At 71.7% G+C, this 26,971-nt stretch carries 27 protein-coding genes; 17 read left to right on the top strand and 10 right to left on the bottom strand.

Features of this window, described 5'->3' with window-relative positions; translation table 11 throughout:
- Positions 1-58 precede the first annotated feature (58 nt).
- Positions 59-1,243, top strand: a complete 1,185-nt coding sequence (locus J4709_RS37820; protein ID WP_208248456.1) for a DMT family protein — start codon at positions 59-61, stop codon at positions 1,241-1,243.
- A 4-nt stretch (positions 1,244-1,247) separates the two neighbouring features.
- Here J4709_RS37820 and J4709_RS55115 read toward each other — a convergent pair whose 3' ends face one another.
- The 3 genes from J4709_RS55115 to J4709_RS37805 form a co-directional block, all read right to left on the bottom strand.
- A complete protein-coding gene (locus tag J4709_RS55115; RefSeq protein ID WP_208248453.1) occupies positions 1,248-1,856 on the bottom strand; it encodes a DUF4232 domain-containing protein in 609 nt (202 codons plus the stop codon).
- A 104-nt stretch (positions 1,857-1,960) separates the two neighbouring features.
- Positions 1,961-3,232 carry a PucR family transcriptional regulator gene (locus tag J4709_RS37810; RefSeq protein WP_208248451.1) on the bottom strand — a complete coding sequence of 424 codons (1,272 nt, stop codon included), beginning with the start codon at positions 3,230-3,232 and terminating at the stop codon, positions 1,961-1,963.
- A 419-nt stretch (positions 3,233-3,651) separates the two neighbouring features.
- Entirely contained in the window at positions 3,652-4,779 is a 1,128-nt protein-coding gene (locus J4709_RS37805; RefSeq protein WP_208248447.1) for a serine hydrolase domain-containing protein, read from the bottom strand.
- A 176-nt stretch (positions 4,780-4,955) separates the two neighbouring features.
- Here J4709_RS37805 and J4709_RS37800 point away from each other — a divergent pair, with 176 nt between their 5' ends.
- Genes J4709_RS37800 through J4709_RS37790 form a run of 3 tightly spaced genes read left to right on the top strand, consistent with a single transcriptional unit; the run spans position 4,956 to position 7,775 of the window.
- Positions 4,956-6,476, top strand: coding sequence for a flavin-containing monooxygenase (locus J4709_RS37800; protein WP_208248444.1), 1,521 nt, complete (start codon positions 4,956-4,958; stop codon positions 6,474-6,476).
- On the top strand, positions 6,473-7,312 hold the full coding sequence (locus J4709_RS37795) for a metal-dependent hydrolase (protein ID WP_208248443.1): 840 nt from the start codon (positions 6,473-6,475) through the stop codon (positions 7,310-7,312). Before J4709_RS37800 ends, J4709_RS37795 begins: the two co-directional genes overlap by 4 nt.
- 58 nt (positions 7,313-7,370) lie before the next feature.
- A complete protein-coding gene (locus J4709_RS37790; RefSeq protein WP_208248440.1) occupies positions 7,371-7,775 on the top strand; it encodes a PPOX class F420-dependent oxidoreductase in 405 nt (134 codons plus the stop codon).
- A 10-nt stretch (positions 7,776-7,785) separates the two neighbouring features.
- Here J4709_RS37790 and J4709_RS37785 read toward each other — a convergent pair whose 3' ends face one another.
- Entirely contained in the window at positions 7,786-8,178 is a 393-nt protein-coding gene (locus J4709_RS37785; protein ID WP_208248437.1) for a winged helix-turn-helix transcriptional regulator, read from the bottom strand.
- A gap of 120 nt (positions 8,179-8,298) precedes the next feature.
- Between J4709_RS37785 and J4709_RS37780 the strand changes: the two genes are divergently transcribed.
- The 5 genes from J4709_RS37780 (at position 8,299) to J4709_RS37760 (ending at position 13,407) form a co-directional block, all read left to right on the top strand.
- Positions 8,299-9,144: an NAD(P)H-binding protein gene (locus J4709_RS37780; protein ID WP_208248435.1), complete on the top strand. Its 846-nt coding sequence runs from the start codon at positions 8,299-8,301 to the stop codon at positions 9,142-9,144.
- 380 nt (positions 9,145-9,524) lie between these two features.
- On the top strand, positions 9,525-11,162 hold the full coding sequence (locus J4709_RS37775; RefSeq protein ID WP_208248432.1) for a multicopper oxidase family protein: 1,638 nt from the start codon (positions 9,525-9,527) through the stop codon (positions 11,160-11,162).
- A gap of 97 nt (positions 11,163-11,259) precedes the next feature.
- A complete protein-coding gene (locus tag J4709_RS37770; protein WP_307801900.1) occupies positions 11,260-11,811 on the top strand; it encodes a pyridoxamine 5'-phosphate oxidase family protein in 552 nt (183 codons plus the stop codon).
- A gap of 46 nt (positions 11,812-11,857) precedes the next feature.
- Positions 11,858-12,265: a YciI family protein gene (locus tag J4709_RS37765; RefSeq protein ID WP_208248429.1), complete on the top strand. Its 408-nt coding sequence runs from the start codon at positions 11,858-11,860 to the stop codon at positions 12,263-12,265.
- Complete coding sequence (locus tag J4709_RS37760; protein ID WP_208248426.1) at positions 12,262-13,407, top strand: RNA polymerase sigma factor; 1,146 nt, start codon at positions 12,262-12,264, stop codon at positions 13,405-13,407. The genes J4709_RS37765 and J4709_RS37760 overlap by 4 nt, the downstream gene beginning before the upstream one ends.
- A 52-nt stretch (positions 13,408-13,459) precedes the next feature.
- On the opposite strand, the gene J4709_RS37755 is transcribed toward J4709_RS37760, so the two are convergent.
- Positions 13,460-13,828 carry a putative endonuclease domain-containing protein gene (locus J4709_RS37755; protein ID WP_208248423.1) on the bottom strand — a complete coding sequence of 123 codons (369 nt, stop codon included), beginning with the start codon at positions 13,826-13,828 and terminating at the stop codon, positions 13,460-13,462.
- A 12-nt stretch (positions 13,829-13,840) separates the two neighbouring features.
- On the opposite strand from J4709_RS37755, the gene J4709_RS37750 reads away from it, so the two are divergent.
- The 3 genes from J4709_RS37750 (at position 13,841) to J4709_RS37740 (ending at position 16,947) form a co-directional block, all read left to right on the top strand.
- Positions 13,841-14,182, top strand: coding sequence for an ATP-binding protein (locus J4709_RS37750; RefSeq protein ID WP_208248422.1), 342 nt, complete (start codon positions 13,841-13,843; stop codon positions 14,180-14,182).
- Between the two features lie 161 nt (positions 14,183-14,343).
- Positions 14,344-15,666, top strand: a complete 1,323-nt coding sequence (hisS, locus tag J4709_RS37745; RefSeq protein WP_208248418.1) for a histidine--tRNA ligase — start codon at positions 14,344-14,346, stop codon at positions 15,664-15,666.
- Between the two features lie 144 nt (positions 15,667-15,810).
- Complete coding sequence (locus J4709_RS37740; RefSeq protein WP_208248415.1) at positions 15,811-16,947, top strand: hypothetical protein; 1,137 nt, start codon at positions 15,811-15,813, stop codon at positions 16,945-16,947.
- 5 nt (positions 16,948-16,952) lie between these two features.
- Here J4709_RS37740 and J4709_RS37735 read toward each other — a convergent pair whose 3' ends face one another.
- On the bottom strand, positions 16,953-17,213 hold the full coding sequence (locus tag J4709_RS37735; protein WP_208248412.1) for a DivIVA domain-containing protein: 261 nt from the start codon (positions 17,211-17,213) through the stop codon (positions 16,953-16,955).
- A gap of 213 nt (positions 17,214-17,426) precedes the next feature.
- Between J4709_RS37735 and J4709_RS37730 the strand changes: the two genes are divergently transcribed.
- Positions 17,427-18,383 carry an alpha/beta hydrolase gene (locus J4709_RS37730; protein WP_208248410.1) on the top strand — a complete coding sequence of 319 codons (957 nt, stop codon included), beginning with the start codon at positions 17,427-17,429 and terminating at the stop codon, positions 18,381-18,383.
- A gap of 38 nt (positions 18,384-18,421) precedes the next feature.
- On the opposite strand, the gene J4709_RS37725 is transcribed toward J4709_RS37730, so the two are convergent.
- From J4709_RS37725 to J4709_RS37710, 4 genes are all read right to left on the bottom strand, one after another.
- Complete coding sequence (locus J4709_RS37725) at positions 18,422-19,600, bottom strand: DUF6801 domain-containing protein (RefSeq protein ID WP_208248407.1); 1,179 nt, start codon at positions 19,598-19,600, stop codon at positions 18,422-18,424.
- A gap of 50 nt (positions 19,601-19,650) precedes the next feature.
- The gene (locus tag J4709_RS37720) at positions 19,651-20,031 is read right to left on the bottom strand and encodes an SSI family serine proteinase inhibitor (protein ID WP_208248405.1); all 381 of its coding nucleotides are present in this window, start codon (positions 20,029-20,031) and stop codon (positions 19,651-19,653) included.
- 203 nt (positions 20,032-20,234) lie between these two features.
- Complete coding sequence (locus J4709_RS37715) at positions 20,235-20,483, bottom strand: RCC1 domain-containing protein (RefSeq protein ID WP_208248403.1); 249 nt, start codon at positions 20,481-20,483, stop codon at positions 20,235-20,237.
- A 54-nt stretch (positions 20,484-20,537) separates the two neighbouring features.
- A complete protein-coding gene (locus tag J4709_RS37710; RefSeq protein WP_208248401.1) occupies positions 20,538-21,152 on the bottom strand; it encodes a DUF6801 domain-containing protein in 615 nt (204 codons plus the stop codon).
- A 410-nt stretch (positions 21,153-21,562) separates the two neighbouring features.
- Here J4709_RS37710 and J4709_RS37705 point away from each other — a divergent pair, with 410 nt between their 5' ends.
- The 4 genes from J4709_RS37705 to J4709_RS37690 form a co-directional block, all read left to right on the top strand.
- Positions 21,563-23,170, top strand: coding sequence for a dolichyl-phosphate-mannose--protein mannosyltransferase (locus J4709_RS37705; protein WP_208248399.1), 1,608 nt, complete (start codon positions 21,563-21,565; stop codon positions 23,168-23,170).
- Positions 23,171-23,214: 44 nt separating this feature from the next.
- On the top strand, positions 23,215-24,606 hold the full coding sequence (locus J4709_RS37700; protein WP_208248397.1) for a DUF6801 domain-containing protein: 1,392 nt from the start codon (positions 23,215-23,217) through the stop codon (positions 24,604-24,606).
- 53 nt (positions 24,607-24,659) lie between these two features.
- The gene (locus tag J4709_RS37695; RefSeq protein WP_208248395.1) at positions 24,660-25,664 is read left to right on the top strand and encodes a cupin-like domain-containing protein; all 1,005 of its coding nucleotides are present in this window, start codon (positions 24,660-24,662) and stop codon (positions 25,662-25,664) included.
- A 496-nt stretch (positions 25,665-26,160) separates the two neighbouring features.
- Positions 26,161-26,971 (top strand): DUF6801 domain-containing protein (locus J4709_RS37690; RefSeq protein ID WP_372442203.1); only part of this gene is annotated, 811 nt, incomplete at its 3' end.

The following is a 26,971-nucleotide window of genomic DNA, read 5'->3' as shown; positions in this document are numbered from 1 at the left end:
ACCGCCCGCCGGTGGCCGCCTCTGGCTCCGGCTGGGGCCCACCCCCGGAGGTGCACCCGTGAACACCAGTGAGATCGCGTGGGCCGGCGTCCTCGCGTGCGTCGCGCAGGCCGTCTACTTCATCGCCTTCGTCCTGTTCAAGACGGCCGTCGGGCGGATCGGCCCGATCGGCGGCCGGCGGCCGCTGCACGGCGCCGCGCTGCTGCTGCGCAGCCCCCGCTGGGTCGCCGGCGTCGCGGTGGTCCTCGCGGGCTTCGCGCTGTTCGCGGGCGGCCTGACCAGCCTGCCGGTGGTGGCGTCGCTGCCGGCCTACGGGGCGAGCCTCGCGCTCCTCCTCGTGGTGGGGATGAGCGGGTTCGGGGAGCGGCCCACGTCCCGCGAGTGGCTCGCCGTCGTCATCGTCGTCGCCGCGATGCTCACCGCGGCGCTGTCGGTGCTGCCCGCGCGCGGCGAGACGCTCGCCGAGGCCCTGCACCGGCCGGACGGCGCCGCGGCCGCGCAGGCGCTGCCGCTGTGGAAGGCGGGGCTCGTGTTCGTGCCGTCGCTGGGCCTGCCGCTGTGGATGTTCTTCGTCCGGGACCGGCAGGTCGCCGGCCGGCACGCGCGGCCGATCACCGGGATCGCCTACGGGCTCGGCGCGGGCGTCCTGCTCGGCGCGACGGAGGTGTTCGGGCAGGGGATGGCGATGATGCTGGCCGGGCACCGCGGGGCGGCGGTCCTTTCCACCCCGCACCCGTACCTGTTCGTGCTGGCGGGCGTCATCGGGCTGGGGCTGCTGTCCATCGGCCTGCAGCGCTGCCGGCTCACGATCATCGTCACCGTCGTGACCGTCACCGCGAAGACGCATCTGCTGCTGTCGGCGACGCTGCTGTACGGGGAGCCGTGGCCGCACGCGCCGGCGCTGTTCCTGCTGCGGCTCGCTGGGGTGCTGCTGGCCGTCCTGGCGCTGCTCGCGTTCCCGCGGCACGAGCGCCGCTCCGCGCCGCGCCGCGCGCGCCGTCCCGAGGTGGAGCGCCCCGCGCCCGCGCGTCCCGAGCCCGCCGAGCGGCCGGTGGTCGAGCGGCCGGTGGCGTGGACGGCGCCGCGCGCGGTGGGGCGGTACGCCCGGACGGTGACCCGGTTCCCGGACGGCCCGTCCGCCTACCCGGACTCGCCGCTCGCGAGCCCGCCGCCGGCCGGGCACCCGATCGTCCGGCCCGCCCAGCCGCCGGACGCCCCGGCCCGCTTCCCCGCGGGCGGGTGAGCGGTCACGGCACGCGCGCCCAGGCGGTGGTCTCCAGGCGGCCGGTGTTGCCGAGGTCGAGGGGCCCGTTCGCCGGGAGGACGACGACGGGCCGCCCGGCCGCCGGGCGCACCTCCAGGTAGGTGCCGTTGACGGCCGGGACGCTCGACTCGGTCACGAGGTTGCGCCAGACGATCCCGATGCGCGCGGACTTGCCGGGCGCGACCGTGATCGGCTTCGGCCCCGGGTCCTTGATCTGGCGCGTCCCGCGGATGGCGTGGACGTCGAACGGCTGCCGGTCCTTGCCGAGGACGCGCAGCGCCGGGTAGCCGTTCAGGCGGTACGGGCGCGTGCCGCAGTTGCGCAGCCGGACCCAGGTCGCGCGCAGGCCCATGGCCGCGTCGACCTGGTCCATCGAGAGGCTGATGCCCTGCGCCGAGCAGGCCGTGGACGGGGTCGGCGTGGGCGACGGCGGGGTGAGCAGAGGGGACGGCGCGCGCGTCGCGGTGCTGGACGCGGCCGGGTCGCCGGACGCCACGCCGTTCTCGGTGCCGCAGGCTCCGGCGCCGAGCACGGTGCCCAGCGCGCCCGCCGCCACGGCAAACCGCCACAAACCCCCCGGAATCACGTTCACCCGCAGATCATCGCAGAAGAACGCCGCAGCGCCGCCGATCAGCACGAGATCCGCACATCGCGGGCACCGGCCCTCCACCGGCCGGTGCCCGCGATGAGCGGCCGCTACTTCAGGCGGCGCAGATGCGGCGGCGCCGGATGCGACACCGCGGCCGCCCGCCGCGGCCCGGGGGACGGCCGGCGCGAGCGCAGGAACGCCGCGCGCAGCGCCACCTCGATCCCGAACCGGGCCTCCGGGTCGTCGAGCTCCTCGCCGAACGTCTGCTCGATCTTGCGCATCCGGTACCGGACGGTCTGCGGGTGGATGTGCAGCAGCTCGGCGATCTCGGCGGCGGTGCCGCGGGTGACCAGCCAGGTCCGCAGGGTCTCGGTGAGCCGGTCCTGCTGGCCGGGGGTCATCCCGTCCAGGATGCCGAGCCGGCGCCGGGTCAGCTGCTCGACCAGCGCCGGGTCCGACAGCAGCCAGAGGGTGACGAGGTTCTCCTCGCACAGCACGACGGGGTCGTCGTCGAAGACGCCGTCGAGCGCGAGCGACAGGGCCTGCCGCGCCCAGCGCAGCGAGTCGGCGGCCTGCGCGGGCGGCATGGTGAGGCCGACCGCGACGCGGCGGCCGGGAACGGCCGCGTCCAGCATCGCGCGCCGCGCCGGGGTGAACGGGCCGGGCACCAGCAGGTGCGGGGCGGCGCACTCCAGGTCGGCGAGGACGTCGGCGTCCAGCGCCGTCCAGACGCAGCGGGCCTCGGGCTCGACGGCGACCAGGGTGACCTCCGCCGGAACGGTCCAGCCCGCGGCCTCGGCCGCCTCGGCGACGTCGCAGCCCGGTTCGGCGACGAGCCGGTGCAGGAGGCGGCGGCGCCGGTCGTCCATCGCGGGGATGGGACGGGCCCGGGCCTCCAGGAAGCCCTCCAGCGACAGCGCGGCGAGCTCGTCGAGGTAGACGAACAGGGCGTCGGCGAGGCGGGACATGACGGCGGAGGAGATGTCGTGGCGGGGCGCGACCTTCATGACGCGCCGCCACGCGACCTGCCCGCCGATCCGGTAGGCGGCCTGCAGGCTGTCCATGCTGCGGCCCTCGTGCGCCTCGTACTGGCCGAGCATGCGGGCGGTGCCGGCGGACCCGTCGCTCATCACGGCGGGCGCGCCGGGCGGCGCGGCGACCCGGTCGACGAACGCCGCCAGGCTGTGCTCGACGCTGATCCGCAGCACGTGCCCGTACGGCCCGTCGATCGGGCGGGCGTACTCGGGGATCGCGCGGCGGATCTCGGCGACGATCTCCTCGGCGAGGCTGGGCAGTTCGGGACGCATGATCCGGGCGAGCCGCGGCGGGAGCGCGGCCGAGCGCTCGGCGAGACCTCCAGGGTCGAGGGTTCTGGTCATCGGGCACCTCCGTCACCGCGTTCCGCGCGGGCCGGGGAGCGGGGGGTCGGGGTGGGGGTCGCCCCTCCCGACCCGGCGGGCGCGGGCGGCGGTAGTTCGAGACCGCGGGCGGGGGTGGGACGCGCCGAGCGGGGACCCCCGCGCGCCGTCCGTCCGCGGTCCAGGACGTTTCGACGGTACGCAGGGGCACCGGGGGCGTTCTGTAGAGCAAAAGAACAAATCATGGGGCGCGCTGCTCATCTGCTTATAACCGAACGCGCGGGCCGTGCGGTAGGCGCCTGACCTGCTGGCCGTCGGCAAAGTGCCGAATATCAGGCGATTCCCGGATTATTTATCGTCAATTGTTAGAAGAAGATTCACCTTCAGTGGCCGTCTCGTTCGAACGAACGAGACGGCCGCCGCGGATCGCCCGGGCGCGGTCAGCCGCAGAAGGCGGTCTCGGTGGTCTTGGCGAGGTCGGCGCGGAACCCCTTGTCGTACTCGTACTTGGACTCGTTGTAGGTGACGATCGCCTGGCGGCGGCCGTCGGCGCTGGTGTAGGTCCACGTCCGGTAGCCGGGGAAGCCGCCGTCGTGGCCCCACGCGTAGCCGCAGGAGAACTTGATGCGGGCGGCGCCGAGGCCGTAGTCCTCGACGACGCCGTCGTCGTTGACGGGCCGGACGGCCCGCATCTCGCGCATCTGCTTCGCCGGGAGCAGCCGTCCGGTGAACAGGGCGCGGTGGAAGCGCGCGACGTCGTCGACCGTGCTGACGATGCCGCCGGACGTGCGGGCGCTCGACGGGCTGATCGCCGTGCTGACGTCGCCGTAGTCGTAGTAGTAGCCGTGGACGTACGGGCCGGGGAAGCCGGGGTTCGTCGTCGGGTAGTAGGTGTGCCGCAGGTGCAGCGGCGTGAAGATCCGCCGCTGGAACTCGGTGCCGACCGGGTGCCGGGTGACCTTCTCGATGATCATCCCGGCGAGGATGTAGTTGGTGTTGGAGTAGTTCCAGCTCGTCCCCGGCGCGTACAGCGGGGGCTTCTCGGTCGCGATCGCGATCAGCTCCGCGGGCTTCCAGGAGCGGGCCGGGTCGGACATCACCCGCGGGTCCGGCGTGTAGTCGTTCAGGCCGCTGGTCTGCCCGAGCAGCTGCCGGATGGTGATCTTCGAGCCGTCGTTGCCGTTGGCCTCGACGAGGCCGGGCAGCCACCGGTCGACGGTGTCGTCCAGGGACAGCCGGTGCTCGGCGGCGAGCTGGAGCACGACCGTCGAGGTGAACGTCTTGGTGACGCTGGCGATGCGGAACAGCAGCCGCGCGTCCATCGGCGCGCCGGTCGCCTTGTCGGAGACCCCGGCGGTGACGTGTGAGACGTGCCCGCCGCGCCGCGTCATGACGATCACGCCGGGCGCGCCGTCGGCGACCAGCCTGCCGGCGCGCTCCCGGACCTTCGCGTCCAGGCCCTTGCCGGGGCCCGGACGGGCGGCGGCGCTCGCGGCGGGCACGGCGGCGGCGGTGAGCGCGGCGCCGGCCAGCGCGGTGGACAGGACGCGGACCATCATGCGTGCCATGGGGGCTCCTCAACGGCTCGGAAGCTGACGTGATCAAGACTTCCGGTGCCGCGGGCGGCCCGCACTGGCCCTGAACACCATGCCGGAGGTGTACCTACCGACACCTACCGACACCTCCCGCCGGCGGTGCCCGCGAGCTATATTCGACAGTGGTTCCAATAACGGGGAGGTCGGCCGTGCCGGACACCGAGGTCGCGATCATCGGCGCCGGGCTCAGCGGGATCGGGATGGCGATCGCCCTCCAGCGCGCGGGCATCGCCGACTTCGTCATCCTGGAGCGCGCCGCCGACATCGGCGGGACGTGGCGCGACAACGTCTACCCCGGCGTCGCCGTCGATGTCCCGGCGCAGGCGTACCAGTTCAGCTTCGCGCTCAACCCGCGCTGGAGCCGGGTGTTCGCGCCCGGCGACGAGGTCAAGCACTACCTCGACGGCCTCGCCGACCGGTACGGCGTGCGCGCCCGCGTCCGGCTGAACACCGAGGTCACCGAGCGGACCTGGGACCAGGACGGCCGGTTCTGGCGGCTCGCGACGCCCGCCGGCGAGGTCACCGCGCGGTTCGTCGTCAGCGCGATCGGCGCGTTCGTCGACCCCAAGCCGATCGACATCCCCGGCATCGAGGACTTCAAGGGCACAGTCCTGCGCTCGTCCGGCTGGGACCGTGGCCACGACCTCGCCGGCGAGCGCGTCGCCGTCATCGGGACGGGCGCCAGCGCCGTCCAGATCGTCCCGGAGATCGCGCCGCGGGCCGCGCGGCTGGACGTCTACCAGCGCACCCCGATCTGGGTCGGCCCGAAGCTCGACGCGCCGATCCCGCGCCCGCTGCGGCGGCTGTTCCGGCGGGCGCCGCGCGTCCAGGAGGCGGTGCGCCGGGTCGCGACGCGCGGCGTCGAGATGGTGCTGATCGACCTGGTCGTCGGGCACGGCAGGGCGCCGTGGGTCGCCCGCGGCGGCGCCCGCCTCGCCCGGTCGGTCTGGTACCGGACGCAGGTCAAGGACCCCGAGACCCGCCGGAGGCTCACGCCCGGCTACGGCCTCGGCTGCAAGCGCCCGTCCGTCTCCAACACCTACCTCAGGACGTTCAACCGGCCGGACGTCGCGCTCGTCACCGACGCGATCGACCGCGTCACCCCGGCCGGCGTCCGCACGGCGGACGGCCGCGAGCGCGAGGTCGACACGATCGTCCTCGCCACCGGGTTCCGGCTGGCCAGCGACCCGGAGGTGTTCCGCCGCACGCCGGTGCGCGGCCGCGGCGGGTTCGACCTCGCGACGTTCTACACCGAGAACCGGCTCGCCTCCTATGAGGGCATCAGCATCCCCGGCCTGCCGAACCACTTCATGATGTTCGGGCCGTACGGCTGGGTCGGCGGCACCTGGCACCAGCTCGTCGAGACGACGTCCGCGCACGTCGTCCGGGTGATCCGGGAGGCCCGCCGGCGCGGCGCGACCGCCGTCGAGGTGCGGCCGGAGCCGACCGAGCGCTGGACGGACCGGATGCGCGACCGCCTCGCCGGGTCGCTGTGGGCGACCAACGGCTGCGCCACCGCGAACAGCTACTACTTCGACCACCACGGCGACACCCCCTACCTGCGGCCGACGAGCGCCGCGCAGGCCGCCCGCGCCGCCCGCACGTTCCCCCTGGACGACTACGCCTACACGGCGCCGGCGTCCCCCGCGTCCGAGACGAGGTCCGCATGACCGAGCACGCCATCCGCGCCCGCCGGATCGCCTTCGAGCACCCCAAGGGCTCGCTGCGCCGCCACTACGTGGACGGCGACCTGGTCATGAGCCATATCGTCGCCCTGCTGTCGGCGACGTTCCCGCCGGGCGAGGACTTCTTCGTCCGGTCCGTCCGGCATTACGGCGACCGGATCACCGACCCGGACCTCGCCGCGCAGGTCCGCGGGTTCATCGGGCAGGAGGTGATCCACGGCCGCGAGCACGACCGGCTCAACCGGGCGCTGCGCGCGATGGGGTACCCGACCCGGCACTTCTCCAACGTCGTGAAGCGGGACCTCGCGCTCGCCGACCGGTTCCTGCCGCCGATCGTCCGCCTCGGCTTCACCGCCGGGCTGGAGCACTACACCGCCACGCTCGCCGAGGTGCTGCTCACCAGCCCCCGCGCGCAGGCGCTGCTCGGCGACACCGAGGTCCGGTCGGTGCTGCTGTGGCACGCGCTGGAGGAGTCCGAGCACAAGGCCGTCGCGTTCGAGGTGTTCCGGCAGGTCGGCGGCAGCGAGCGCACCCGGATCCGGACGATGCGGTGGATCAGCGCGGGGTTCCTGCTGCTGGTCGTCACCGGCACGCTCGTCTCCCTCGCGACCGACCGCGCCGCCTACGACCCGGTACGGCTGCTGCGCAGCATCGCCGCGCTGCGGCGCTCGCCGTTCCTCGCGCCCCACGTCGTCCGGCGGCTGCGCGCGTACAACAAGCCGGGCTTCCACCCCGACGACCTCGACAACACCGAACTGCTCGAACGCTGGCGCGAGGAGCTCTTCGGCGCCGACGGCGACCTCACCGCGAAGCTCAAGTAGCCGCCGCATGCACGACAATCGTTGATCCAACCCCGGAATCACGGCGAGGAGACCAGCGGTGTCGTTCAGCGAGGAAGAGATCGCCTACATGAGGTCGCAGCGGCTGGCGCGGATCGCCACCGTCGGGCCGGACGGGCAGCCGGACGTGTCGCCGGTCGGGTTCGAGTTCGACGGGACGCACCTGTTCGTCGGCGGCGGCGACCCGGTGAGGACCCGCAAGTTCCGCAACGTGCGGGCCGGCCACACCAAGATCGCGATCGTCATCGACGACGTGGCGTGCACCGACCCGTGGTCGCCGCGGTACCTGCGCGTCTACGGCGAGGCGGAGCTGGTCGAGCGCCCGTCCGGCGCCGGCGCCCGGCCCTGCATGAAGATCACGCCGCTGCTGTCGTGGAGCTGCAACCTGGACGGCCGCCCCCTCACCGGCGACCGCCAGGTCCGCCGCACCGTCCACACCCCCTGACCGTCCGCCCCTAGTGGGCCGGGGCGTCGTCGTAGTCGTGGCGGGCGCGGTCCACCCGGTCGAGGTTGGCCGCGGCCCACTCGGCGAGGTGGGCGAACAGCGGGGCGAGGCTGCGGCCGAGCTCGCTGATCTCGTACTCGACCCGGGGCGGGACCTCGGGGTGGTACGTCCGGACGATCAGCCCGTCGCGTTCGAGCTGCCGCAGCCGCTGGGTCAGCACCTTCGGCGTGATCGTGCCGATCCGGCGCTGCAGCTCGACGAAGCGCTGCCGGCCGTGGTGGTGGAGCGTCCACAGGATCGGGGTCGTCCAGCGGCTGAACACGATGTCGACGACCGGCGCGATCGGGCACGCCTGCTCCGGGGCGGCCGTCGCGGCCGCGGCCTTCCACGCCGTGTCGTCCATGCGGAGGTCCCCTCTGAGGTAGTCACTTTCCTCTAGGTACCTACTATATCCAGGATGTTAGCGTCGCCTGCGTTGCTAACGGACCGCTCGCCCGAGCGGCGGAAACGGCAGGAGACCGTCATGATCGTTGTAACCGGGGCCACGGGGAACACCGGGCGCGCGCTCGTCCGGACGCTCGCGGAGGCGGGCGAGAAGGTGATCGCCACGTCCAGGAACATCACCGGAGCGGACGTGCCCGAAGGCGTCGACCACCGGCGGGCCGACCTCGCGGACGCCGCGGGCCTGCGCCCGGTGCTCGACGGCGCCGACGCCCTGTTCCTGCAGAACGGCGGCGCCAGCGCGCACACGCTGAACGTGAGCGACATCCTCGACGCGGCCAAGGCGGGCGGCGTCCGGCGGGTCGTGCTGCTGTCCTCGCTGGGCGTGGCGACCCGCCCGGAGTCGGCCTCGCACGGCGTGCTGGGGCTGTCCTTCGAAGAGGCCGTTCGGGCGTCGGGCCTGGACTGGACGATCCTGCGGCCGGGCAACTTCGCCTCCAACACCTATGCCTGGGCCGCGTCGGTGCGCGCCGAGCGGACGGTCGCCGCGCCGTTCGCCGACGTCGCGCTCCCGGCGATCGACCCGGGCGACATCGCCGCCGTCGCCGCCGCGGCGCTGCGCGAGGACGGCCACACCGGGCGGATCTACGAGCTGACCGGCCCCGTCCCGGTGACGCCCCGCCAGCAGGCCGAGGCGATCGGCGCCGCGCTCGGCGAGCCGATCCGGTTCGTGGAGCAGACCCGGGACGAGGCGCGGGCGCAGATGCTGCACTTCATGCCGGCGGACGTGGTGGAGACGACCCTGGCCATCCTGGGCGAGCCGACCCCGGCCGAGCAGCGGGTCAGCCCCGACGTCGAGAAGGTGCTGGGCCGGGCGCCCCGGACCTACGCCGACTGGGCCCGCGCCAACGCCCCCGCCTTCCGCTGACCGCCGGCAAACCGCCTTAAACAATGCTATTGACGCACATCAGCCCGCTCTGGGGATCTTTTCATCCGTGAGTTTGAGATCTACCTTCCTGGCGAGAATTTCAGCGTGCGGCGCGACGCTGAAAGGGCGGACGGATGAAGAAGGTCGTCGGGCGGCGGGATTTCCTCATGGCCGGTGCCGTCGGAGGATCGGGAATGCTTCTGCCCCGGGTCTTCCGGCAGTCACCGGCCCACGCGGCGCCGGCCCACGGAGCCGGGTCCGGGGGCACCGAGGTAACGGTGACCCCGCCATTGAGGAAGTACGTCGACCCGCTGCCCCGGCCGGCGACGGCCATTCCGGATACATCCGTCTATCCGGGCGCCGATTACTACGAGATCACAATGCGGCAGCACGAATGGTGCTTCCACCGGGACCTCGGCCCGGCCAAGGTATGGGGCTACTGGGCCAAGAATCCCAACGACCCCGGCAAGCCGCTCGGCATGGGTTATCTAGGGCCGACCATCGCCGCGACAAGGGACCATCCGACGGTCGTCAAGTACCGCAACGAACTGCCGGCCGGCCCGCACATGTTCCAGTTCGTGCTCGACCGCATCCGCAAGGGCGACCCCCAGCTCACCCCTCCGCCCTACCACGGCATGCCGCCCCTTCCGCCGAACATCAACGTGTGGAACGTCGTCCACCAGCACGGCGGTTTCACCCCGCCGCAGTCCGACGGCATGCCGTTGCAGTGGTTCAGCCCCAAGGGGGTCCGCGGCCCGTCCTACACCACCCTGGACCCGGGCAAGGTCGCGCCCAATGAGGCGATCTACGCGTACACCAACCACGAGCGCTCGGCCATGCTCTGGTACCACGACCACGCCATGGGGATCACCAGCCTCAACGTCTACGCGGGCCTCGCCGGGCTCTGGCGCGTCGGCGACCCCGCCGACGAGCGGCTCGGCCTGCCGGGCGGCGAGTTCGAGGTCCCTCTCATCCTGCAGGACCGGACCTTCGACGAGGACGGCTCGCTCGCCTACACCATGACCCAGGTGGAAGGCGCGGACACGCCCGTCGTCAACGGTAAGGCGTACCCCTTCCTCGCCGTCCAGCCACGGCGCTACCGGCTGCGCTTCCTCAACGGCTCGAACGAGCGCTTCTGGCGGCTGCGGTTCCAGGCCGACCGGACCGTGGTCCCGGAGGAGAACCTGCCGTTCTGGCTGATCGGCACCGACGGCGGCTTCCGCCGCCCGCTGCAGATGCTGAACTTCCTGATATCGCCGGCCGAACGGTACGACCTGGTCATCGACTTCGGCCGGCTGCCCATGGGCGCGAAGGTCACGCTGACGAACTACAACGCGCCGGTCCACTTCCCCGACGGCGGCGGGCCGGAGATCTCCGAGATCATGCAGTTCCGGGTCACCGAGCAGCTGACGGGAGGCGGGGACCCGACGACCCCGCCCAAGGAACTCGCCCTCCCCCCGGTCGAACTGGTCCGCCCGAAGCCCGGGACCCGCCGGCGGGAATGGGTCGTGTACCAGAAGGGCATCTTCGAGAGCATGACCTTCAACGGCCTGCCGTTCATGGCGCCGTCCGAAGACTTCGTCAAGGCGGGCTCGTCCGAGATCTGGGAGTACATCAACCCGAACCACGACGCCCATCCGATGCACGTCCACCTCGTCAATTTCCAGGTGCTGAACAGGCAGCCGATCGACGCGACCGCCTACCAGGCCGCCTTCCAGAAATGGCTCGACGGCGGCCGCAGACCCGCGGACAGGCCGGTACTGGACCGGTACGTCACCGGCCCGCCGAGCCCGCCGGACCCGGACGAGGCGCATTCCTGGAAGGACACCGTCCGGGTCTATCCGGAGTCGGTCACCCGGATCATCATCGACGAGTTCGACCCGCCGACCGCCCGGATCGCGTCGATCCCGGCCAGCGGCGCCGAACTTCCGGCGACGTACGTCCACCACTGCCACATCCTCGAACACGAGGACGACGACCTCATGCGCCCCTGGACGATCGTCACGGACCACGACTAGGGGCTGTTCGTCCGGTTCGTGGAGCGGGCCCGCGACGAGGCGCGGGAAAATTCCTCCCGGCCGATGTCGAGAACCCGGGACCGGCTCCGTCCCAGGGGTGCGAGCGGCCGAGAACGGCCGGCTCGACGACACCGACACGGGAGCGCCGACCATGGAACAGCACCGGATCGACGAGATCCTCGCCCGCCCGCTCAGCCGGGAGCTGCTCGCCCGCGACGTGACCCGCCTGGCCTACGTCGCGGGCGACGGCACGCCCCGCAACGTCCCGATCTCGTTCACCTGGAACGGCTCGCAGGTCGTCCTGTGCACCACCAAGAACGCGCCGAAGCTGCGGTCCCTGCGGGAGCGTCCCGCGGTCGCGCTGACGATCGACACCGAGGTGCACCCGCCGAAGATCCTGCTCATCCGGGGCCGCGCCGAGCTCGACGTCGTCGACGGCATCCCGGACGAGTTCCTCCAGATGAACGGCAGCTACAAGATGACCGCCGAGCAGCGCGTCGAGTGGGAGGCCGAGGTCCGCTCGCTCTACGACGGCATGGTCCGGATCGTCGTCACCCCGACCTGGGTGAAGCTCATCGACTTCGAGACCACGCTGCCCAGCCCGGTCGAGGAGCTGATGCTGCAGCGGGCCGAACGCGAGCGCGGCTGAGGACGACGCGGCCACAATGGACCCGATCACTTCCAAGGAGCGAACGATGGCGAAGTACCTGCTGCTCAAGCACTACCGGGGCGCGCCCGCCTCGGTCAACGACGTGCCGATGGACCAGTGGGCCCCGGAGGAGGTCACGGCGCACATCCGGTACATGGAGGACTTCGCCGCGCGGCTCGAGGCGACCGGCGAGTTCGTCGACAAGCAGGCGCTCTCCCCGCAGGGCGCGTTCGTCCGCTCGGACGGCGAGGGCCGCCCGCCGGTCACCGACGGCCCGTTCGCGGAGACCAAGGACCTGATCGCCGGCTGGATGGTGATCGATGTCGAGAGCTACGAGCGCGCGCTGGAGCTGGCCGCCGAGCTGTCCGCGGCGCCCGGCGCGGGCGGACGGCCGGTCCAGGAGTGGCTGGAGGTGCGGCCGTTCCTCACCATGGCGCCCGCGGCGACCGGGTGAACGAGGCGCTGCTGCGGGGGCTCGTGCCCGCGGTGATCGGCGTCCTGGTCCGCCGCGGCGCCGACTTCGCGTCGGCCGAAGACGCCGTCCAGGAGGCGCTGATCCGCGCGCTGGAGCACTGGCCGGACGATCCGCCGCGCGACCCGAAGGGCTGGCTCGTCGCCGCCGCATGGCGCAAGTTCCTCGACGCCGCGCGGGCCGAGTCGTCGCGGCGCGGCAGGGAACTGGCCGTGCAGGACGAGCCGCCGGCGGGCCCGGTGCCGGGCACGGACGACTCGCTGTGGCTGTACTTCCTGTGCGCGCACCCGTCGCTGCCGCCCGGTTCGGCGGTCGCGCTGACGCTGCGCGCGGTCGGCGGCCTGACGACGCGGCAGATCGCGACGGCCTACCTCGTCCCCGAGGCGACCATGGCGCAGCGCATCAGCCGGGCCAAGCGCCGCATCGCCGGGCAGCCCCTCGACCGGCCCGGCGACCTGCCGACGGTGCTGCGCGTCCTCTACCTCGTCTTCAACGAGGGCTACAGCGGCGACGTCGACCTGGAGGCGGAGGCGATCCGGCTGACCCGCCAGCTCGCCGCCGCCACCGGCGAGCCCGAGGTCGCGGGCCTGCTGGCGCTGATGCTGCTGCACCATTCCCGGCGCGCCTCCCGCCGCGGCCCGGACGGCCGCCTGGTGCCGCTCGCCGAACAGGACAGGTCCCGCTGGGACACCCGCCTCATCGCCGAGGGCGTCACGATCCTGCAGGCGGCGCTGGCCCGCGACCGGCTGGGCGAGTACCAGGCGCAGGCCGCCGTCGCCGCCCTGCACGCCGACGCCCCGAGCACCGCCGAGACGGACTGGGTGCAGATCGTGGAGTGGTACGACGAACTGCTCGGCCTCACCGGCAGCCCGGTGGTGCGGCTCAACCGCGCGGTCGCGGTCGGCGAGGCCGACGGCCCGCAGGCCGGCCTCGCCGAGCTGAGCGAGGTGGACCCCGCCCTGCCCCGGTACACCGCCGTCCGCGCCTACCTCCTCGAACGCGCCGGCGACCTCGAACAGGCCGCCGACCTGTACGCCGAGGCGTCCCGCGCCGCCACCAGCGTCCCCGAACGCGACCACCTCACCCGCGAGGCCGCGCGAGTCCGCCAGTCCCTCCCCCGTTGACTTGCGGCGTGTCGGCCTTATGGAGACCGTTTTAAGGCCGACACGCCGCAAGTCAACGCGAGGACTGCGCGAGGGCCTTGCGGACGCGGTTCACGACGATGCGGGGGGCGCGGAAGAGGCCCTCCTTGTCGACGCGGATGACGAGCCAGCCGTGGTCGATCAGGCGGCCGTCGCGTTCGATGTCGTGGCTGTACTGGATGCGGTCCCGCTGGTGGTGGACGCCCTCGTACTCGATCGCGATCTTCCGTGCGGGGTAGGAGAGGTCGGGCCGCGCCAGCCAGACGCCCCAGTCGTTGAAGACGTCCTGGTTGGCGACGGGCCGCGGGAGGTTCGCGTCCACGATGAGCATCCGCAGCCGCGTCTCGGGCGGCGAGTCGCTGCGCGGCTCCAGGTGCGGCATGGCGAGCCTGGCCTTGCGCACTCCCCGGCGCCGATGGCAGTCGCGCAGGAACTCGTCACGGAGGCGTGCGAGGCGTGGGGGCTCGCGCGGTACGACTACGTCGGGCGGACGATCATGTCCGAGCTGGCGACGAACGCCGTGGTGCACACGGTCGAGGGGCACGAGGTCCAGGCGTGGGTGACGCGGCTCGCCGGCGCGATCGAGTTCCGGGTGTGGGACCCGTCGCACGCGCCGCCGGTCGTCCCGCAAAGGGACTTCGAGGCCGAGGACGGCCGGGGCCTGATGATGGTGCGGCTGCTCGCATCGGGCGGGTGCGGTTACCGGCTCATGGACGGGGGCCCCGGCAAGGTCGTCTGGGCGCGGCTAGCCCTTTGAGCACCCCGCCCGTCCGGCGGATCGGCGCCGCTCGTGTCCCCCCAGGGGCGGCGCCTCGTTCCCCCACACCGCCGGGCGGGCGGGGCCCATTTAATGAAGGGCGGGGGCGGTGGGCGCGTCGATAGAGTTTCGCTTTCTTCCTTTGCTTTTCAGGAGTCGGCATGGCGTCACGGCAGTTCGAGCCTCCGTCGGGGACCCGCGACTTTCTCGCGGGCGCGCTGCGAACCCGTGAGCATGTCTTCGCGCGGATCCGCGAGGTGTTCGAGCGGTACGGGTTCGAGCCGTTGCAGACGCCGGCGTTCGAGCGGCTGGAGACGCTGACCGGCAAGTACGGCGACGAGGGCGACAAGCTGATCTTCAAGATCCTGCGGCGGGGCGAGCGCGAGGCGGAGCGCGAGGCCGATCTCGCGCTCCGCTACGAGATGACGGTGCCGCTCGCACGTGTCGTCGCAGGTCACGGGTCGCGGCTGCCGGCGCCGTACAAGCGGTACGCGATGGGGCCGGTGTGGCGGGCCGACCGGCCGGGCAAGGGGCGGTTCCGCGAGTTCGCGCAGTGCGACGTGGACGTGGTCGGGTCCGCGTCGCCGCTGGCCGACGCCGAGGTGGTGTGCGCGCTGACGGACGCGCTCGACGCGGTCGGCGTGCGCGGCTACCGCGTGCTGGTGAACTCGCGGCGGGCGCTGTCGGGACTGCTGGAGGTCTACGGCGTCCCGGCGGAGCTGGGCGGCGGGGTGCTGATCACCCTGGACAAGCTCGACAAGCTGGCGCCGGAGCAGGTCGCCGCCGAGCTGGTCGAGGCGCGGTCACTGGCGTCCGGGATCGCCGAGGCGCTGGTGGGGGACCTGACCGCGGCGGACGCGGAGGAGCGGATGCGGGCGGCGCTGAAGGACAGCGAGGCCGGGCGCGCGGGGCTGGCGGAGATCGGCCGGCTGCTGCGGTTCGCGTCGCCGAAGGTCGGAGCGGAGCGGATCGCGTTCACGCCGAGCCTGGTCAGGGGCCTGGACTACTACACCGGCGTCATCTTCGAGGTGGTCGCCGAGGGGATGCCGGGGTCGATCGCGAGCGGCGGCCGCTACGACGGGCTGATCTCCGCGCTGGGCGGGCCGGACGTCCCGGCCTGCGGCGGGTCGCTCGGCGTCGAACGCATCATCGGGCTGCTCGGCGACGACGAGGGCGCCTCGCACCGGCTCGACGCCGCCGTGACGGTGATCGCGGAGGACGCCGCGTCCGACGTCATGGGCTTCGCCGCGCGGCTGCGGGACGCCGGCCTGCGGACGGAGGTGTACCTCGCGGGCAGCCGCAAGCTGGCCAAGCAGCTCAAGTGGGCCGCCGACCGCAGGGCGCGGTACGCGCTGATCTACGGAGCGTCCGACCGGGAGGCGGGCGCGGTCACGGTGCGGGACATGGACTCCGGGGAGCAGGCCCGGGTTCCGGTCGACGGGCTCGAGGCGTATCTCTCCGGGAGGTGCGCGGCGGCGCACTGAGTTCGGTGAGTGAGGTTTTATCGCTTTATTATAAAAAGCAGTATGGATTCCGTCGCGGGAGCGATTTCACCTGCGAGTCCCTTGTGAGAAGCCTGTGTTAACAAGCACACTGGCTGAATATCGGCCTAACTCTAGGGAGCGGCCATGGGGGCGCTTGCTCTTGCCATCGCGGCACCGGTCGCCTATGTCGCGGGCTTCACGGTCTTCAAACTCACCGGACGCGGGATGCCGCGGCTCACCGGGGCCCGGTTCCTGCACACGACGTGGACGCTGGCGTCCAGCCCCGCCTGGCTGTTCGGGCTGGCGCTGCTGATCGGCGGGATGGTCGTCCAGAGCATCGTGCTGACCCGGATCCCGGTCAGCGCGGTGGTGCCGATGTACGGGCCGGTCATGGTCGTGCTGCTGCTCATCGCGATCACGAACTTCCGGGAGCGGGTGACGCCCGGCGAGCTCGGCGCGCTGGCCGTCCTGGTGCTGGCGCTGCTGGCGTTCGCCGCCGCCGGCGGCCTGCTGCGGGAGACGCCCGCCGCCGGCCCCGCCGGGTCGTGGAACCCCGACGCGCCGCTGTGGCGGATCGCCCTGCTCATCGGCCCGTCGCTGCTGTTCCCGCTGTGGCTGTTCGTCGTCCGCGACAGCCCGGTGGACGGACGGCATGCCAAGCGCGTGACCGGTGTCGCGTTCGGCCTCGGCGCGGGCGTGCTCGTCGGGTGCGCGGAGAGCTCCGGCGCGGCCCTCGCCCGGCTGCTCCGGCACGACCTCACCGACTGGCAGCACGTGGTGCGGACGCCGCACCTCTACATCGTCGTCGTCGCCGGGCTGCTCGGCGCGGGGCTCGCGCAGATCGGGCTGCAGCGCTGCCGGCTGTCCGTGGTGATCATCATGCTGGCGGTCGGGTCCAAGGCGTCGCTGTGGCTCGGCGGGATCATGGTGTACGGGCAGCCGTGGCCGGAGACGCCGCGCAAGTTCGTCCTGTCGGCGGTCGGGCTGGTGCTGTCGGCGGCGTCGGTCTTCCTGATCCCGCGGCACGAGCGCGAGGACCCGGTCGCGGAGGAGAAGACGGTCGCGGAGGAGAAGGCGGTCGCGCCCGCCCGGACGCCGTTCGCGCCGCTGAACGAGCATCCCCGCGGGGTCGCCGAGCCGTCGTGGGCGCCGATGCTGCCGGCCCCGGTCGTCCAGCCGCGGCCCGTCGGCCGGCCGCCGCAGCCGGTGCCGCGCAGCGCGGCGGCGATGCGGTACGCGGCGATGCGCAACGAGGCGGCCCATCCAGGCGAACCCGGCTGAACCCGTCAGGGGAGCCGGTCCTCGCGCGGCCGGCGGGCGGCGGCCCGCGCCTCGTCGCGCTCCCGGATCAGCCGCGCCAGCTCGTGGGTGACCTGGTCGAGGAACGCGTCGACCTCCGCGACCGCGTACCCCTGGGTGAGGCGGGTCGTCGCGAACTTGCGGTCCCGGACGGCCTCGGGGGTGAGCCGCCGCTCCTCGCCCGTCCCTCCCGGGCCCCGCACGAAGCCGGTCAGCCGGCTCTGCCACGCCGGTCTCTTCTCGCTCATGCGCACCACTTAACACAGCCCCCGCCGGGCGGGGCGAGCGTTTCCTCGAAGGTGTTGCGGCGGTGCTGATTCCGAACCGGTTTCTTGACCGCGGATGAGCATTTTCCGGGAAGCCGCGAAGTGGATCTTGAAAGGCGGGATTCCTGCTGTACGCTGCGCAGCGTCCATTTCCCGGGCAGCCGGGTGGGCGGCGCCGCGCGCTGAGGAGTCCGCATGGAACGTGTTATCGAGCATCGTCCCGGCACCAGCGGGAAGGCGCGCAGGTTCGCGCTTTTCATGAAGGTCGTCATCCGGCCGGTGTTCTTCTACAGCCCGCTGACGCGCTCCATGCTGAGGCTCGCCGCCGTCCTGGACTGGGCGGCCCCGCTGCTGATGCGCCCGGCCCGCGGCACCCGCGTCGAGCGCGTCGACCTGGACGGCTGCCACGGCGAATGGATCCGCCCCGAAGGCGGCGACTCCGGACGCGTGGTGCTGTACCTGCACGGCGGCGGCTTCTTCTGCTGCGGCCTGCGGACGCACCGCGGCCTCGTCGCCCGGATCGCGTCCCGGTCCGGCGCGGTCGCGTTCTCCGTCGCCTACCGCCAGCTTCCAGGCTCGTCCCTCGCCATATCGATGGCGGACGCCCTGAACGCCTACGAATGGCTCCTGAAACAGGGTCATGCGCCGGACGACATCGTCATCGCGGGTGACTCCGCAGGCGGTTTCCTCGCTTTCACCACTGCACTCACCGCAATGCAGAACGGACTGCCGAAACCCGCCGGTATCGTCGCTCTTTCGCCGCTCGTCGACCTCGACCACGAGGGCCGCGCGTCTTACGAATTCACCCGCCGCGACGCCTACGTCCCCGTCCACCGCCTGAAGAAACTGAACCGCCTCCTCCTCGCCGGAATGGACCCCGGCCCGCTGCCGTCTCCCTGCGACCGCGACCTGCGGGGCCTGCCGCCGGTCCTCATCATCGCCGGGTCCCGCGAGGCGCTCCTGTACGACGCGGAACTCATGACCGAACGCCTCGCGCTCGCCGACGTCCCGCACCGGCTGCAGATCTGGGAGAACCAGATCCACGTCTTCGCGGCCTTCGCCGGCGCCATCCCCGAAGGCCACGAAGCCATCAACGAGGTGGCCGCCTTCATCCGCGAAACCACCCCCCGCCCCGCCGACGCCGCCGCCTGACCGGGCCGCCCTGACGCCCCCCGGGGCCCGCGCGGTGTTCAGGCCGGGGAGAGCGACAGGCCGATGGTGCCGCCCGACCACGCGAAGAGGCCATTGAGCACGTCGGTGTACGGGCCGCAGCCGCTGAGCGCGGGCATCTGATAGGCCCCGAACAGGGGATCGTAGGTGAACGATCCCGGGCGTTCGAGCCGGACATCGGCGGGCCTCCCTGTCCGGCAGTCCGCCCCTCCGCCGATCCGCACGCCGAAGAGCGAGAAGTCGGCCACTTCGACGCGCATCGGCACGTGGAAGGCCACCCCACCGGATCCTGCGGGCGCCGTCGCCTTCCCCTCCTGGACGAACTGGAGCCGCACCCTGCCAGGCAGGAAGCCCAGCAGGTCGAAGTCGAACGCGACGGGATCCAGCGCGAGGTCGCCGTCGTAGGTGTCGGTGTCCCATCGGTGGACGAAATCGAACCGTCCGTTCAGCGGCACCGAAGCGCCCAGCGCGCCGAGCCGGGACGGACCGCCGACGACGGCCGAATAAGAATGGTCGGACGGCCCCGGGCAGTGATCGCACGGCGGGTATCCGATACGGGTGTCGGCGAGGCGGGTCGGCAGGCCGGGCAGCGGCGCGCAGTGGGCCCGCAAGGTGCCGAGCGCGGTCGGCCGGCCCGCCGCGTCCCGCGGAGTCAGCGTCAGGTCCAGCCCTTCGACGTCGACGGTGGCGGCGACGTCGCGCCACTGGCCCGGGAATCTGTACGGAAGCTGCCATTCACCCGTCGACTGCACGGTGAAGGCGCTCCGCTCGGGAACGGTGGTGGCGCCCAACCTGCTCCAGACCGGCACCGGCCGGCTTTCGCCATAGGCACTGAAACGGGTGTCGAGGACGAGTTGCCCGTCCACGGACCGTGCGCCCCACCGGGTCAGCGCGCGGGCCGTGTCCGCGCTCAGTCCGGTGAGCGAGTGCACGTCGACCGGCGCCGGTTCGGCGGGAGAGTACGGCGCGTAGAACGACGCGGGGAAGACGGCGCCGGTCTCCAGGGTGAGCGCCTGCCGCCCGATCCGCGGGACGTCGCACGTGTAGGACTGCGACAGTGAGCCGTCGGCCGCGCGGGGCGTCTCGGCCGAGTAGGGGACGCTCGGTGGCGAGACACGGCCCTTCGCGTCCTTCGCCGTGACGGTGAACGCGTGCCGGGTGCCCGCGGCGGAGGCCGCCGATGGAGAACCGATGGCCATTGCGGCGAGTACGGCCGTGGCGGCCGCCCGTCCGACGGTGCCCATGCCCATCAGAAATTGAAGACGTGGCCGCCGGTCTCGACCTTCGCGCAGGCGCCATTGGTGTAGCGCGCGCTGGTCGAGACGGGGACGCCGTGCCAGGTGCCCTTCACCGATGCGGTCACCGGCAAGTAGTACGTCGGGCACGCCGCGAATTCCGGCGGGATCCGGCGGAAGTCGCCGTTCGCGTTGATCAAGTCCTTGCAGGCCGCCTCGGCGTCCGGGTGGGTGCCGCCCGTCGGTTCGCAGTCGAGCGTCACCGATTCGGTGTAGCCGTCGGACACGGCGACCATGCTCACGGTGAGATGAGATGTGATCGCCGCATTGGCGGGGACGGCGAAAGCGGCCACGGCACCGAATGCGACCGCGACCGAACCGAATGCCTTGCGCATGACTGATCCCCTTTCCGGGAGCGATTGGTGCATCTCGATTAGAGCATTCTCGCCCTCCTGCCCGACGGGCCTGATCCGGACATGGCCGGATGCGGAGGGTGTCTTTCATGGAAAATGATTAATTTGTGAATTCTCTCGTTGAGAATATGTCGGCCGAAGGCAAAGGCGGGCGCCGGCCGTCGGCCGGGGGCGTACCGGGCAGGTCAGGGCGTGCCGCTAACCCGGCCCGCAGCCGTGGCGTCGGCGGTGCCGTTGAAGCGCACCGCCAGGCTGTGCGCCACACCCGCACCGACGCTCGCGACGTTCGCGAGCCCCGTGACGGTGACCGGTGCCGTGCGCCGGGTGGTGCTGCCGTCCCCCAGCTGCCCGTGGGCGTTGTCGCCCCAGGTCCAGACGCCCGGCGTGTCGGCGTCGCGGGCCATCAGCGTGTGGGAGGAGCCGGCCGCGATCATCCCGGGCCGGCACCGGGACGCCCTGACGCCCCGGGTGCCGGGTCCGCGCGGTGGTCAGGCGGGCAGGATGTCGAAGCTCGCCAGCAGGGTGTTCTGCCCCGGATTCAAGGTGCAGGGCGCATCGAACGGGAGGGCGTACTTGCCGTCGCCCAGGATGTCGAGCAGGTTTCCGTTCGGGTCCCGGAACCGCAGCGTGAACTGCTCGAGATCCTTGTCCAGCGAGATCCTCGCGGTGCCGGGCTTCCTGAACGTCATGGGGTGCAGCAGGCCGTTCGCCGGAATGACCGGGTTGGATCCGTCCGGAGGGAACGGCGCGCGGGTCATGGTGAAGTCGGAGTACAGCGGGACGCTGGACGAGAACTCCGGGGCCGCCAGGCTGAACCGGACACGAGTGCTGCCCTCGATGGAGTAACTGAGATCCGGGACGAAGAACCACAGTGCGGTGTCGTCGTCGAAGGCGAGGGTCGCGGTGAACTTGATGGTGGGGAGCGGCTGACCGACCTTGACGCTCGCCGGTACGTCGCTGTTCAGCCGCACGGTCAATTGATGGTCGCCTTGCAGCGGCACAAGACAGGTGTAGTTCACGGTGAGCGCCACCGGGGCCGCCGATGCGGTGCCCGCACCGGTGCCTCCGACCATGCCGGCGGCGGCAGCGGCGACGACCGCCATCGCCGCCGCCGACCTCCAGATACGCCTGGTCGACTTCATGTCCGCCTCTCATCGATGCCTTGAAACGAATGAGCTGTACGTTTTCCCGGGCTGCGTTTCGCTTCGATTAGAGCATTAACGTAATTCCTTCGACAGGACCTGAAGTGGTCACGGCGGCACCTGGCGTCTCGCGCTGCCGCAGGCGGTCGCGTGCGCGAACGCATATATGCCTGCCCGAAGAACTTGTCATTCACTGATAAGTATTCGTGCTGGTGAAGGGCCATGCGGTGCGGTGTCTCACTTGAGTGAGCGAGTGCGCCGGCTTTTTCGTCGGAAAGTTGGTTCAGCCGCCTCTGCCCGTTCAATACGTTCGTTGGTCCGAGCCGTGCCGACCGTGTTCTCCGGCCGCGCCGTAGCGAAGGGTGGAGCATGTGACCGCCTCGGTAGCGGTGAACGATCCGCCGGCCCTCGACGAGCCGAGGCGCCGGCGGCTCGCCGCGCTGCCCTGGGGCTGGATCGGGCCGCTCGCGGTGTCCGCGCTCGCCGGGCTGCTGGTCTTCCACCGGCTCGGGTCGCCGCACGCGATCGTGTGGGATGAGACCTACTACGCCAAGGACGCCTGGTCGTACCTGCACTACGGCGTCGAGCACAACTGGCACGTCGGCCGCGAAGGCGACCCCACCAACGCCTACTTTCTTGCCGGGCATCCCGTCGCGGGGCTCGCGGAGGGCGGCGAGTGGGCCGCGCACCCGCCGGTCGGCAAATGGCTCATCGCCGCGGGCATCGCCGTGTTCGGCGCGGGCCCGTTCGGGTACCGGGCGGCGGCGGGCGTCGCCGGTGTCCTGGCTGTTTTGATCCTGGCGCGGACGGCCCGGCGGATGACCGGATCGACCGTCCTCGGCTGCGCCGCCGGCCTCCTGATGGCGCTGGACGGCTCATGGCTCGTGTCCAGCCGGGTGTCCATGCTGGACGTGTTCCTGCTGCTCTGGGTGACGGCCGGGTTCGGCTGCCTGGTCGTGGACCGCGACCGGACGCGCGCCGTGCTCGCCGCCCGCCTCACCGGTGCGGTCTACGAATCGAAGAACGGCCCGTTCGTCCGGCACGGCTGGCGGATCGGCGCGGGCGTGTGCTTCGGGCTCGCCTGCGGGACGAAATGGTCCGGCCTGTACGTGATGGCCGTCTTCTGGCTGCTGGCCATGCTGTGGGACCGCAACGTCCGCAAGGCCGCCGGCGTCGAACGGCCCTGGCGCGGCATGCTGAAGCTGGATCTGCTGCCGTCGCTCCTCGGGTTCTGGGTCCTCGCGGGCGCCGTCTATGTGGCGAGCTGGTGGGGCTGGTTCGTGTCCGGGACGGGCCTGCAGAAGACGCTGTTCGGGCAGGTCGTCCCCGGGTACCAGCGGAACTGGGCGGAGCGGCACCCGAGCGGGATCTGGCCCTCGTGGCTCGACCCGGTCCGCTCCCTGTGGCACTACCACGCCATCACGCTGGACTTCCATGACGGCGTGACGCAGCCCAACCCGGCGCAGTCCTGGCCATGGCAATGGCCCTACCTCGGGCATCCCGCCGTCATGTACCGCACGAACCTCCAGGCCGGGCAGGACGGCTGCCACGCGACGAAGTGCGTCGCCGAGATCTCCCACCTCGGGACGCCCGCCATCTGGTGGTTCTCCATCGCCGCGCTGGTCTCGATGGCGCTGTACGCGGTCCTCTTCCGCGACTGGCGGGCCACCGCGGCCGTCGGCGGCTACCTCGCGAGCTGGCTGCCCTGGTTCCCCGCCGCGCTCGCCGACCGGACGATGTACTCCACCTACACGCTGCCGATGCTGCCGTTCGCCGTCCTCGCGATCGTCCTGCTGTTCGACGGGATCGTCGCCCCGTACCGCGACCGGCCTGTGCGACGGGCGCTGATCTGGACGTGCGGCGGCGCCTACGTCGCGGCCGTCGCGGTGAACCTGCTCTACCTCTATCCGATCCTCACGGCCGAGGCCGTGCCGGAGTCCGCGTGGCACGCCCGGCTGTGGCTGCCCGGATGGACGTGACCCGTGAGCACACGACAGCGCAGTACCAGGAGAGGTGGCCGACTATGAGGATCCGTGCCCGCTGGGCGCTCGGCGCGGCGGCGGCGATCGGGCTCGGGGCGGCCGTCGCCGCCTCGCCGCCCGGCGGCGCGGCGCCCGCGCGAGCGCAGGAGGCCGACTCCGCGCTGAACTACACCTGCACGTTCCCCGCCGGGACGGCGGAGAAGGTCGCGGTCCGGGTCCAGGGGACGTTCCCGGCCGAAGGGACGGCGGGCAAGCCCGTCCAGCCGGGCCGGGTGACGGCGACCGTGACGATCCCGAAGGCGTCCCTGGACGACGTGACCGCGCTCGGCGGCGCGTCGGTGGTCGGGACGGCCCGGCTCACCGCCGCGGTGACGCAGAACGGCAAGGCCACCGAGGCGTCCTGGCCCGGCCTGACGACCCCGGCGACCCGGGTCGCCGCCGGCACCGATCTCGTGCTCGCCGCGTCCGGCGACGTCCCGGCGGTGACGCCGGCCGCCGCCGGCGACCTGACCTTCGCCGCCGGCGACCTGGCGCTGGCGCTCAGCCCGCGCAAGGCCGACGGCACCGAACCGAAGGCCCCGAAGACGCTCGCGCTGAAGTGCGCGCCGGCGGAGGGCGGCACGCCGGTCCTCGCCACCGTCCCGATCTCCGCGGCGGCGGGCGCCCCGGCGGCGAAGGCGCCGGCCGCTCCGAAGGCCGCCGCGCCCAAGGCCGCGGCCGGAACGCCGCCCGACTGCGGGAAGTACAAGGGGCCGACGGACGACTGGTACAGCGGCTGCACGTACCTGAGCGGCTTCTCCAACGTGAAGAAGGTCAACGGCGCGACGATCGTCAACGACGCGACGTTCGCCGCGCCGGTGGCCACCAACGTCATCTACACGATCGCCGATCCGGGGCTGCAGGTCAGGCAGCGGTTCCTGGGGCCGCTGCGGTCCCGGTCGACGTTCCTGACCTTCGGGTTCATGCCCACGACCGCGACGATGGAGATGACCCAGCGGCCGCTGAACCCGGGCGACCCGAAGGACCCGCAGGACTACGGGACGTTCGTCGCCACCGACGACGGCAGCGGGATCCAGAAGGTCGAGGCGCACATGCGGATGTCCATCCGCATCTACGACGTCAAGGTCAACGGGACCCCGCTCGACGTCGGGGCGCGCTGCCGGACGGCGACCGACGCGGACCTGCGGCTCAAGGGCCAGATGCCGAGCATCCTCGACGCCGGGGTGCTGGACGGCTCCTTCACGATCCCGAAGTTCACCGGCTGCGGGACCGGTGAGGACCTCGACCCGCTGTTCAACGGCTCGGTGGCCGGGCCCGGCAACCTCCTGCGGATGGGGCTGTCGGCCACCTGCATCCCCGACGCCGAGCTGAACTGCCCGCCGGCCGTCCCGGACCCGCCGCGGACCGTGCCGCCGGCCGCACCCGCCGGCTGAGACGCCCGTCCCCGCTCCCGCGGGGTTCCGATCAGATGGACAAGGAGGCCGCCGTGGCGCGACCGAAGGACGACTGGCGACGCTGGATCACCGAGAACCTGCTGCTCGGCAACCCGCCGGAGGCGATCCGCGACGCGATGCCGAGGGCGGAGTTCACCGCCGAGGAGGCGGCCGCGGAGGTCTCCGCGGCGCTCGCGAGCCCCTACGTGCAGGGCGGCTCGCGGGTCGCGAACCGGCTGCGCAAGCGCGAGTGGACGCTGACCGTGTACGGGCGGCTGAACCGGATGCGCGCGAACGGCGGGACGATCGAGCGCCGCGAGCGGCTGTCCCGCGACGAGTTCTTCGAGCAGTACTACTTCCAGAACCGGCCCGTCATCATCACCGGGATGCTGAAGGCGTGGCCCGCGTGCACGAAGTGGGACTTCGACTACTTCCGGGAGCGCTGCGGCGCCGAGGAGGTCGAGGTGCAGTTCGGCCGGGAGTCCGACGAGAACTACGAGATCAACGGGCCGCAGCACAAGCGGATGATGCGGTTCCGCGACTACGTGGACATGGTCGAGAACGCCGGGACGACCAACGACTTCTACATGACGGCGAACAACGCCTCCCGCAACCGGGAGGCGCTCGACGTGCTGTGGCGGGACATCGACCCGGTCACCGAGTACCTGGACGGGGACTCGCCGGACAAGGGGTTCTTCTGGCTCGGCCCGGCCGGCACGAAGACGCCTTACCACCATGACCTGACGAACAACTTCATGGCGCAGGTCATCGGGCGCAAGCGGGTCAAGATGGTGCCGCTGCACGACACCGCCTACATCTACAACAACCTGCACTGCTATTCCGAGGTGGACGCGAGCGCGGTCGACTACGAGCGCTTCCCGCTCATGCGCAAGGCGCAGGTGCTGGAGTGCACGCTCGCGCCGGGGGAGCTGCTGTTCATCCCCATCGGCTGGTGGCACTACGTCGAGGGCCTGGACGCCACGGTCACGATGAGCTTCACCAACTTCCTCCGGTACAACGACTTCGCCTCGGACTACACCACCTACCAGCACCTCTGAGCGGTGCCGCGGGAACGGCGCGGCGCGGAATCCCATCACCGGATGACAGTTCTCCGGTGCGGGGAACCGCGCCGCGCCTTTTCTTGTCATCGGTTGAGCAAGGTCCGGCGAGTTTTATAGGAAATTGATCGTTATTGCTGGCCGGCGGCCGGTTGTGAGCATTTCTCACGTAGTTCCGGAGTTCTGTTGAACCGGTGAGCAGGAACGCCCTGCTTTTTGTCAGTGAATCGTGGAGACACCTCTCACGGGCGCCGATAGTTTACCCCCACGAAACGGACGAGATCTGGATCACTCCAGCCGGCTCGCACGGCGGCGATAAAGATCCACATCCCTGCCGATCTCGCCCCCCGTTTCCCAGGGCCAGCGAAGTCCCCGGCCTCTCGCGGCCCGCGTGTCCACGCCCCTCACGGAGGTGAATCGAAGCTTCGGGGGTCGCTCGATCCGACAGTGCTTCGGCGCAGGCACACCAGGTCTCTTCCAGATGAAAGGCAGAAAGTTGGAAGACAAGCTCAGCAAGCGCAAGCGTCTCGGCGCCAAGGGACTGGCCGTGGCGGCCGTCGGCGGACTCGGCCTCTCGATGTTCGGCATCGTCGGCGCCGGCCCGGCCTTCGCGGACCCGGTCCACCAGTCGCTGAACTTCCACTGCACGTTCCCGCTGATCGGCAGCCAGCCCCTCGCGATCGACATCGACTCGGACTTCCCGAAGACGATCGCGGTGGGCGAGCTCTCGCCGCCGTTCCACATCAAGGCGACGGCGCACATCACCGCGGCGATCACCAACGGGCTGCACGCGGTCAAGGCCACCACCCTGGAGGGGACGGCCTCGGCCGACTCGACGGTCTCGGTGCCCGAGGACCCGAGCCTGGACGTCTCGACGGACGTCGTGATCGCCAAGACCGACATCCCGGCGGCGGCGGGCGCCACCTGGGACCTGGTCTCCGAGGGCGACGCCCCGCAGCTCACCTTCACCGAGGCGGGCCCGGGCAAGATCACCATCGAGGGTCTGACGCAGCACATCGACCCGAAGAAGGCCGACGGCACCGAGGTGTGGGCCGGCGGCAAGGACGTCAAGTGCACCAAGGACCCGGGTCAGACCGACCCGTTCGCGTCCTTCACCATCACCGACGGCACCCCGACGCCGACGCCGACGCCCACCCCGACGCCCACCCCGACCCCCACCCCCACGCCAGATCGGCAGAGCGGCGGGGAGCAGAGGAGGGGAAAGCTGAGTATAGTACTCCGTGTGCTGCCGACCATTTCCAAAAAACACATAGCTCACGTCACGCTCCGCCATCCACACATCTTCC

This window comes from Actinomadura violacea (assembly GCF_017573465.1).
GTDB lineage: Bacteria > Actinomycetota > Actinomycetes > Streptosporangiales > Streptosporangiaceae > Spirillospora > Spirillospora violacea.
The sequence above is the reverse complement of the archived record's forward strand: the minus strand, read 5'-3'. Positions and strand labels throughout refer to the sequence as shown.

What these genes read in the sequence shown, in the direction of transcription:
- J4709_RS37805 (WP_208248447.1), bottom strand. Translation starts at nt 4,779, where the DNA reads ATGGCACGCATGATGGTCCGCGTCCTGTCCACCGCGCTGGCCGGCGCC.
- J4709_RS37700 (WP_208248397.1), top strand. Translation starts at nt 23,215, where the DNA reads ATGAGGATCCGTGCCCGCTGGGCGCTCGGCGCGGCGGCGGCGATCGGG.
- J4709_RS37780 (WP_208248435.1), top strand. Translation starts at nt 8,299, where the DNA reads ATGATCGTTGTAACCGGGGCCACGGGGAACACCGGGCGCGCGCTCGTC.
- J4709_RS37750 (WP_208248422.1), top strand. Translation starts at nt 13,841, where the DNA reads ATGGCAGTCGCGCAGGAACTCGTCACGGAGGCGTGCGAGGCGTGGGGG.
- J4709_RS37735 (WP_208248412.1), bottom strand. Translation starts at nt 17,213, where the DNA reads ATGAGCGAGAAGAGACCGGCGTGGCAGAGCCGGCTGACCGGCTTCGTG.
- J4709_RS37720 (WP_208248405.1), bottom strand. Translation starts at nt 20,031, where the DNA reads ATGCGCAAGGCATTCGGTTCGGTCGCGGTCGCATTCGGTGCCGTGGCC.
- J4709_RS37740 (WP_208248415.1), top strand. Translation starts at nt 15,811, where the DNA reads ATGGGGGCGCTTGCTCTTGCCATCGCGGCACCGGTCGCCTATGTCGCG.
- J4709_RS37730 (WP_208248410.1), top strand. Translation starts at nt 17,427, where the DNA reads ATGGAACGTGTTATCGAGCATCGTCCCGGCACCAGCGGGAAGGCGCGC.
- J4709_RS37715 (WP_208248403.1), bottom strand. Translation starts at nt 20,483, where the DNA reads ATGATCGCGGCCGGCTCCTCCCACACGCTGATGGCCCGCGACGCCGAC.
- hisS (WP_208248418.1), top strand. Translation starts at nt 14,344, where the DNA reads ATGGCGTCACGGCAGTTCGAGCCTCCGTCGGGGACCCGCGACTTTCTC.
- J4709_RS37765 (WP_208248429.1), top strand. Translation starts at nt 11,858, where the DNA reads ATGGCGAAGTACCTGCTGCTCAAGCACTACCGGGGCGCGCCCGCCTCG.
- J4709_RS37785 (WP_208248437.1), bottom strand. Translation starts at nt 8,178, where the DNA reads ATGGACGACACGGCGTGGAAGGCCGCGGCCGCGACGGCCGCCCCGGAG.
- J4709_RS37795 (WP_208248443.1), top strand. Translation starts at nt 6,473, where the DNA reads ATGACCGAGCACGCCATCCGCGCCCGCCGGATCGCCTTCGAGCACCCC.
- J4709_RS37810 (WP_208248451.1), bottom strand. Translation starts at nt 3,232, where the DNA reads ATGACCAGAACCCTCGACCCTGGAGGTCTCGCCGAGCGCTCGGCCGCG.
- J4709_RS37725 (WP_208248407.1), bottom strand. Translation starts at nt 19,600, where the DNA reads ATGGCCATCGGTTCTCCATCGGCGGCCTCCGCCGCGGGCACCCGGCAC.
- J4709_RS37775 (WP_208248432.1), top strand. Translation starts at nt 9,525, where the DNA reads ATGCGGCAGCACGAATGGTGCTTCCACCGGGACCTCGGCCCGGCCAAG.
- J4709_RS37710 (WP_208248401.1), bottom strand. Translation starts at nt 21,152, where the DNA reads ATGGCGGTCGTCGCCGCTGCCGCCGCCGGCATGGTCGGAGGCACCGGT.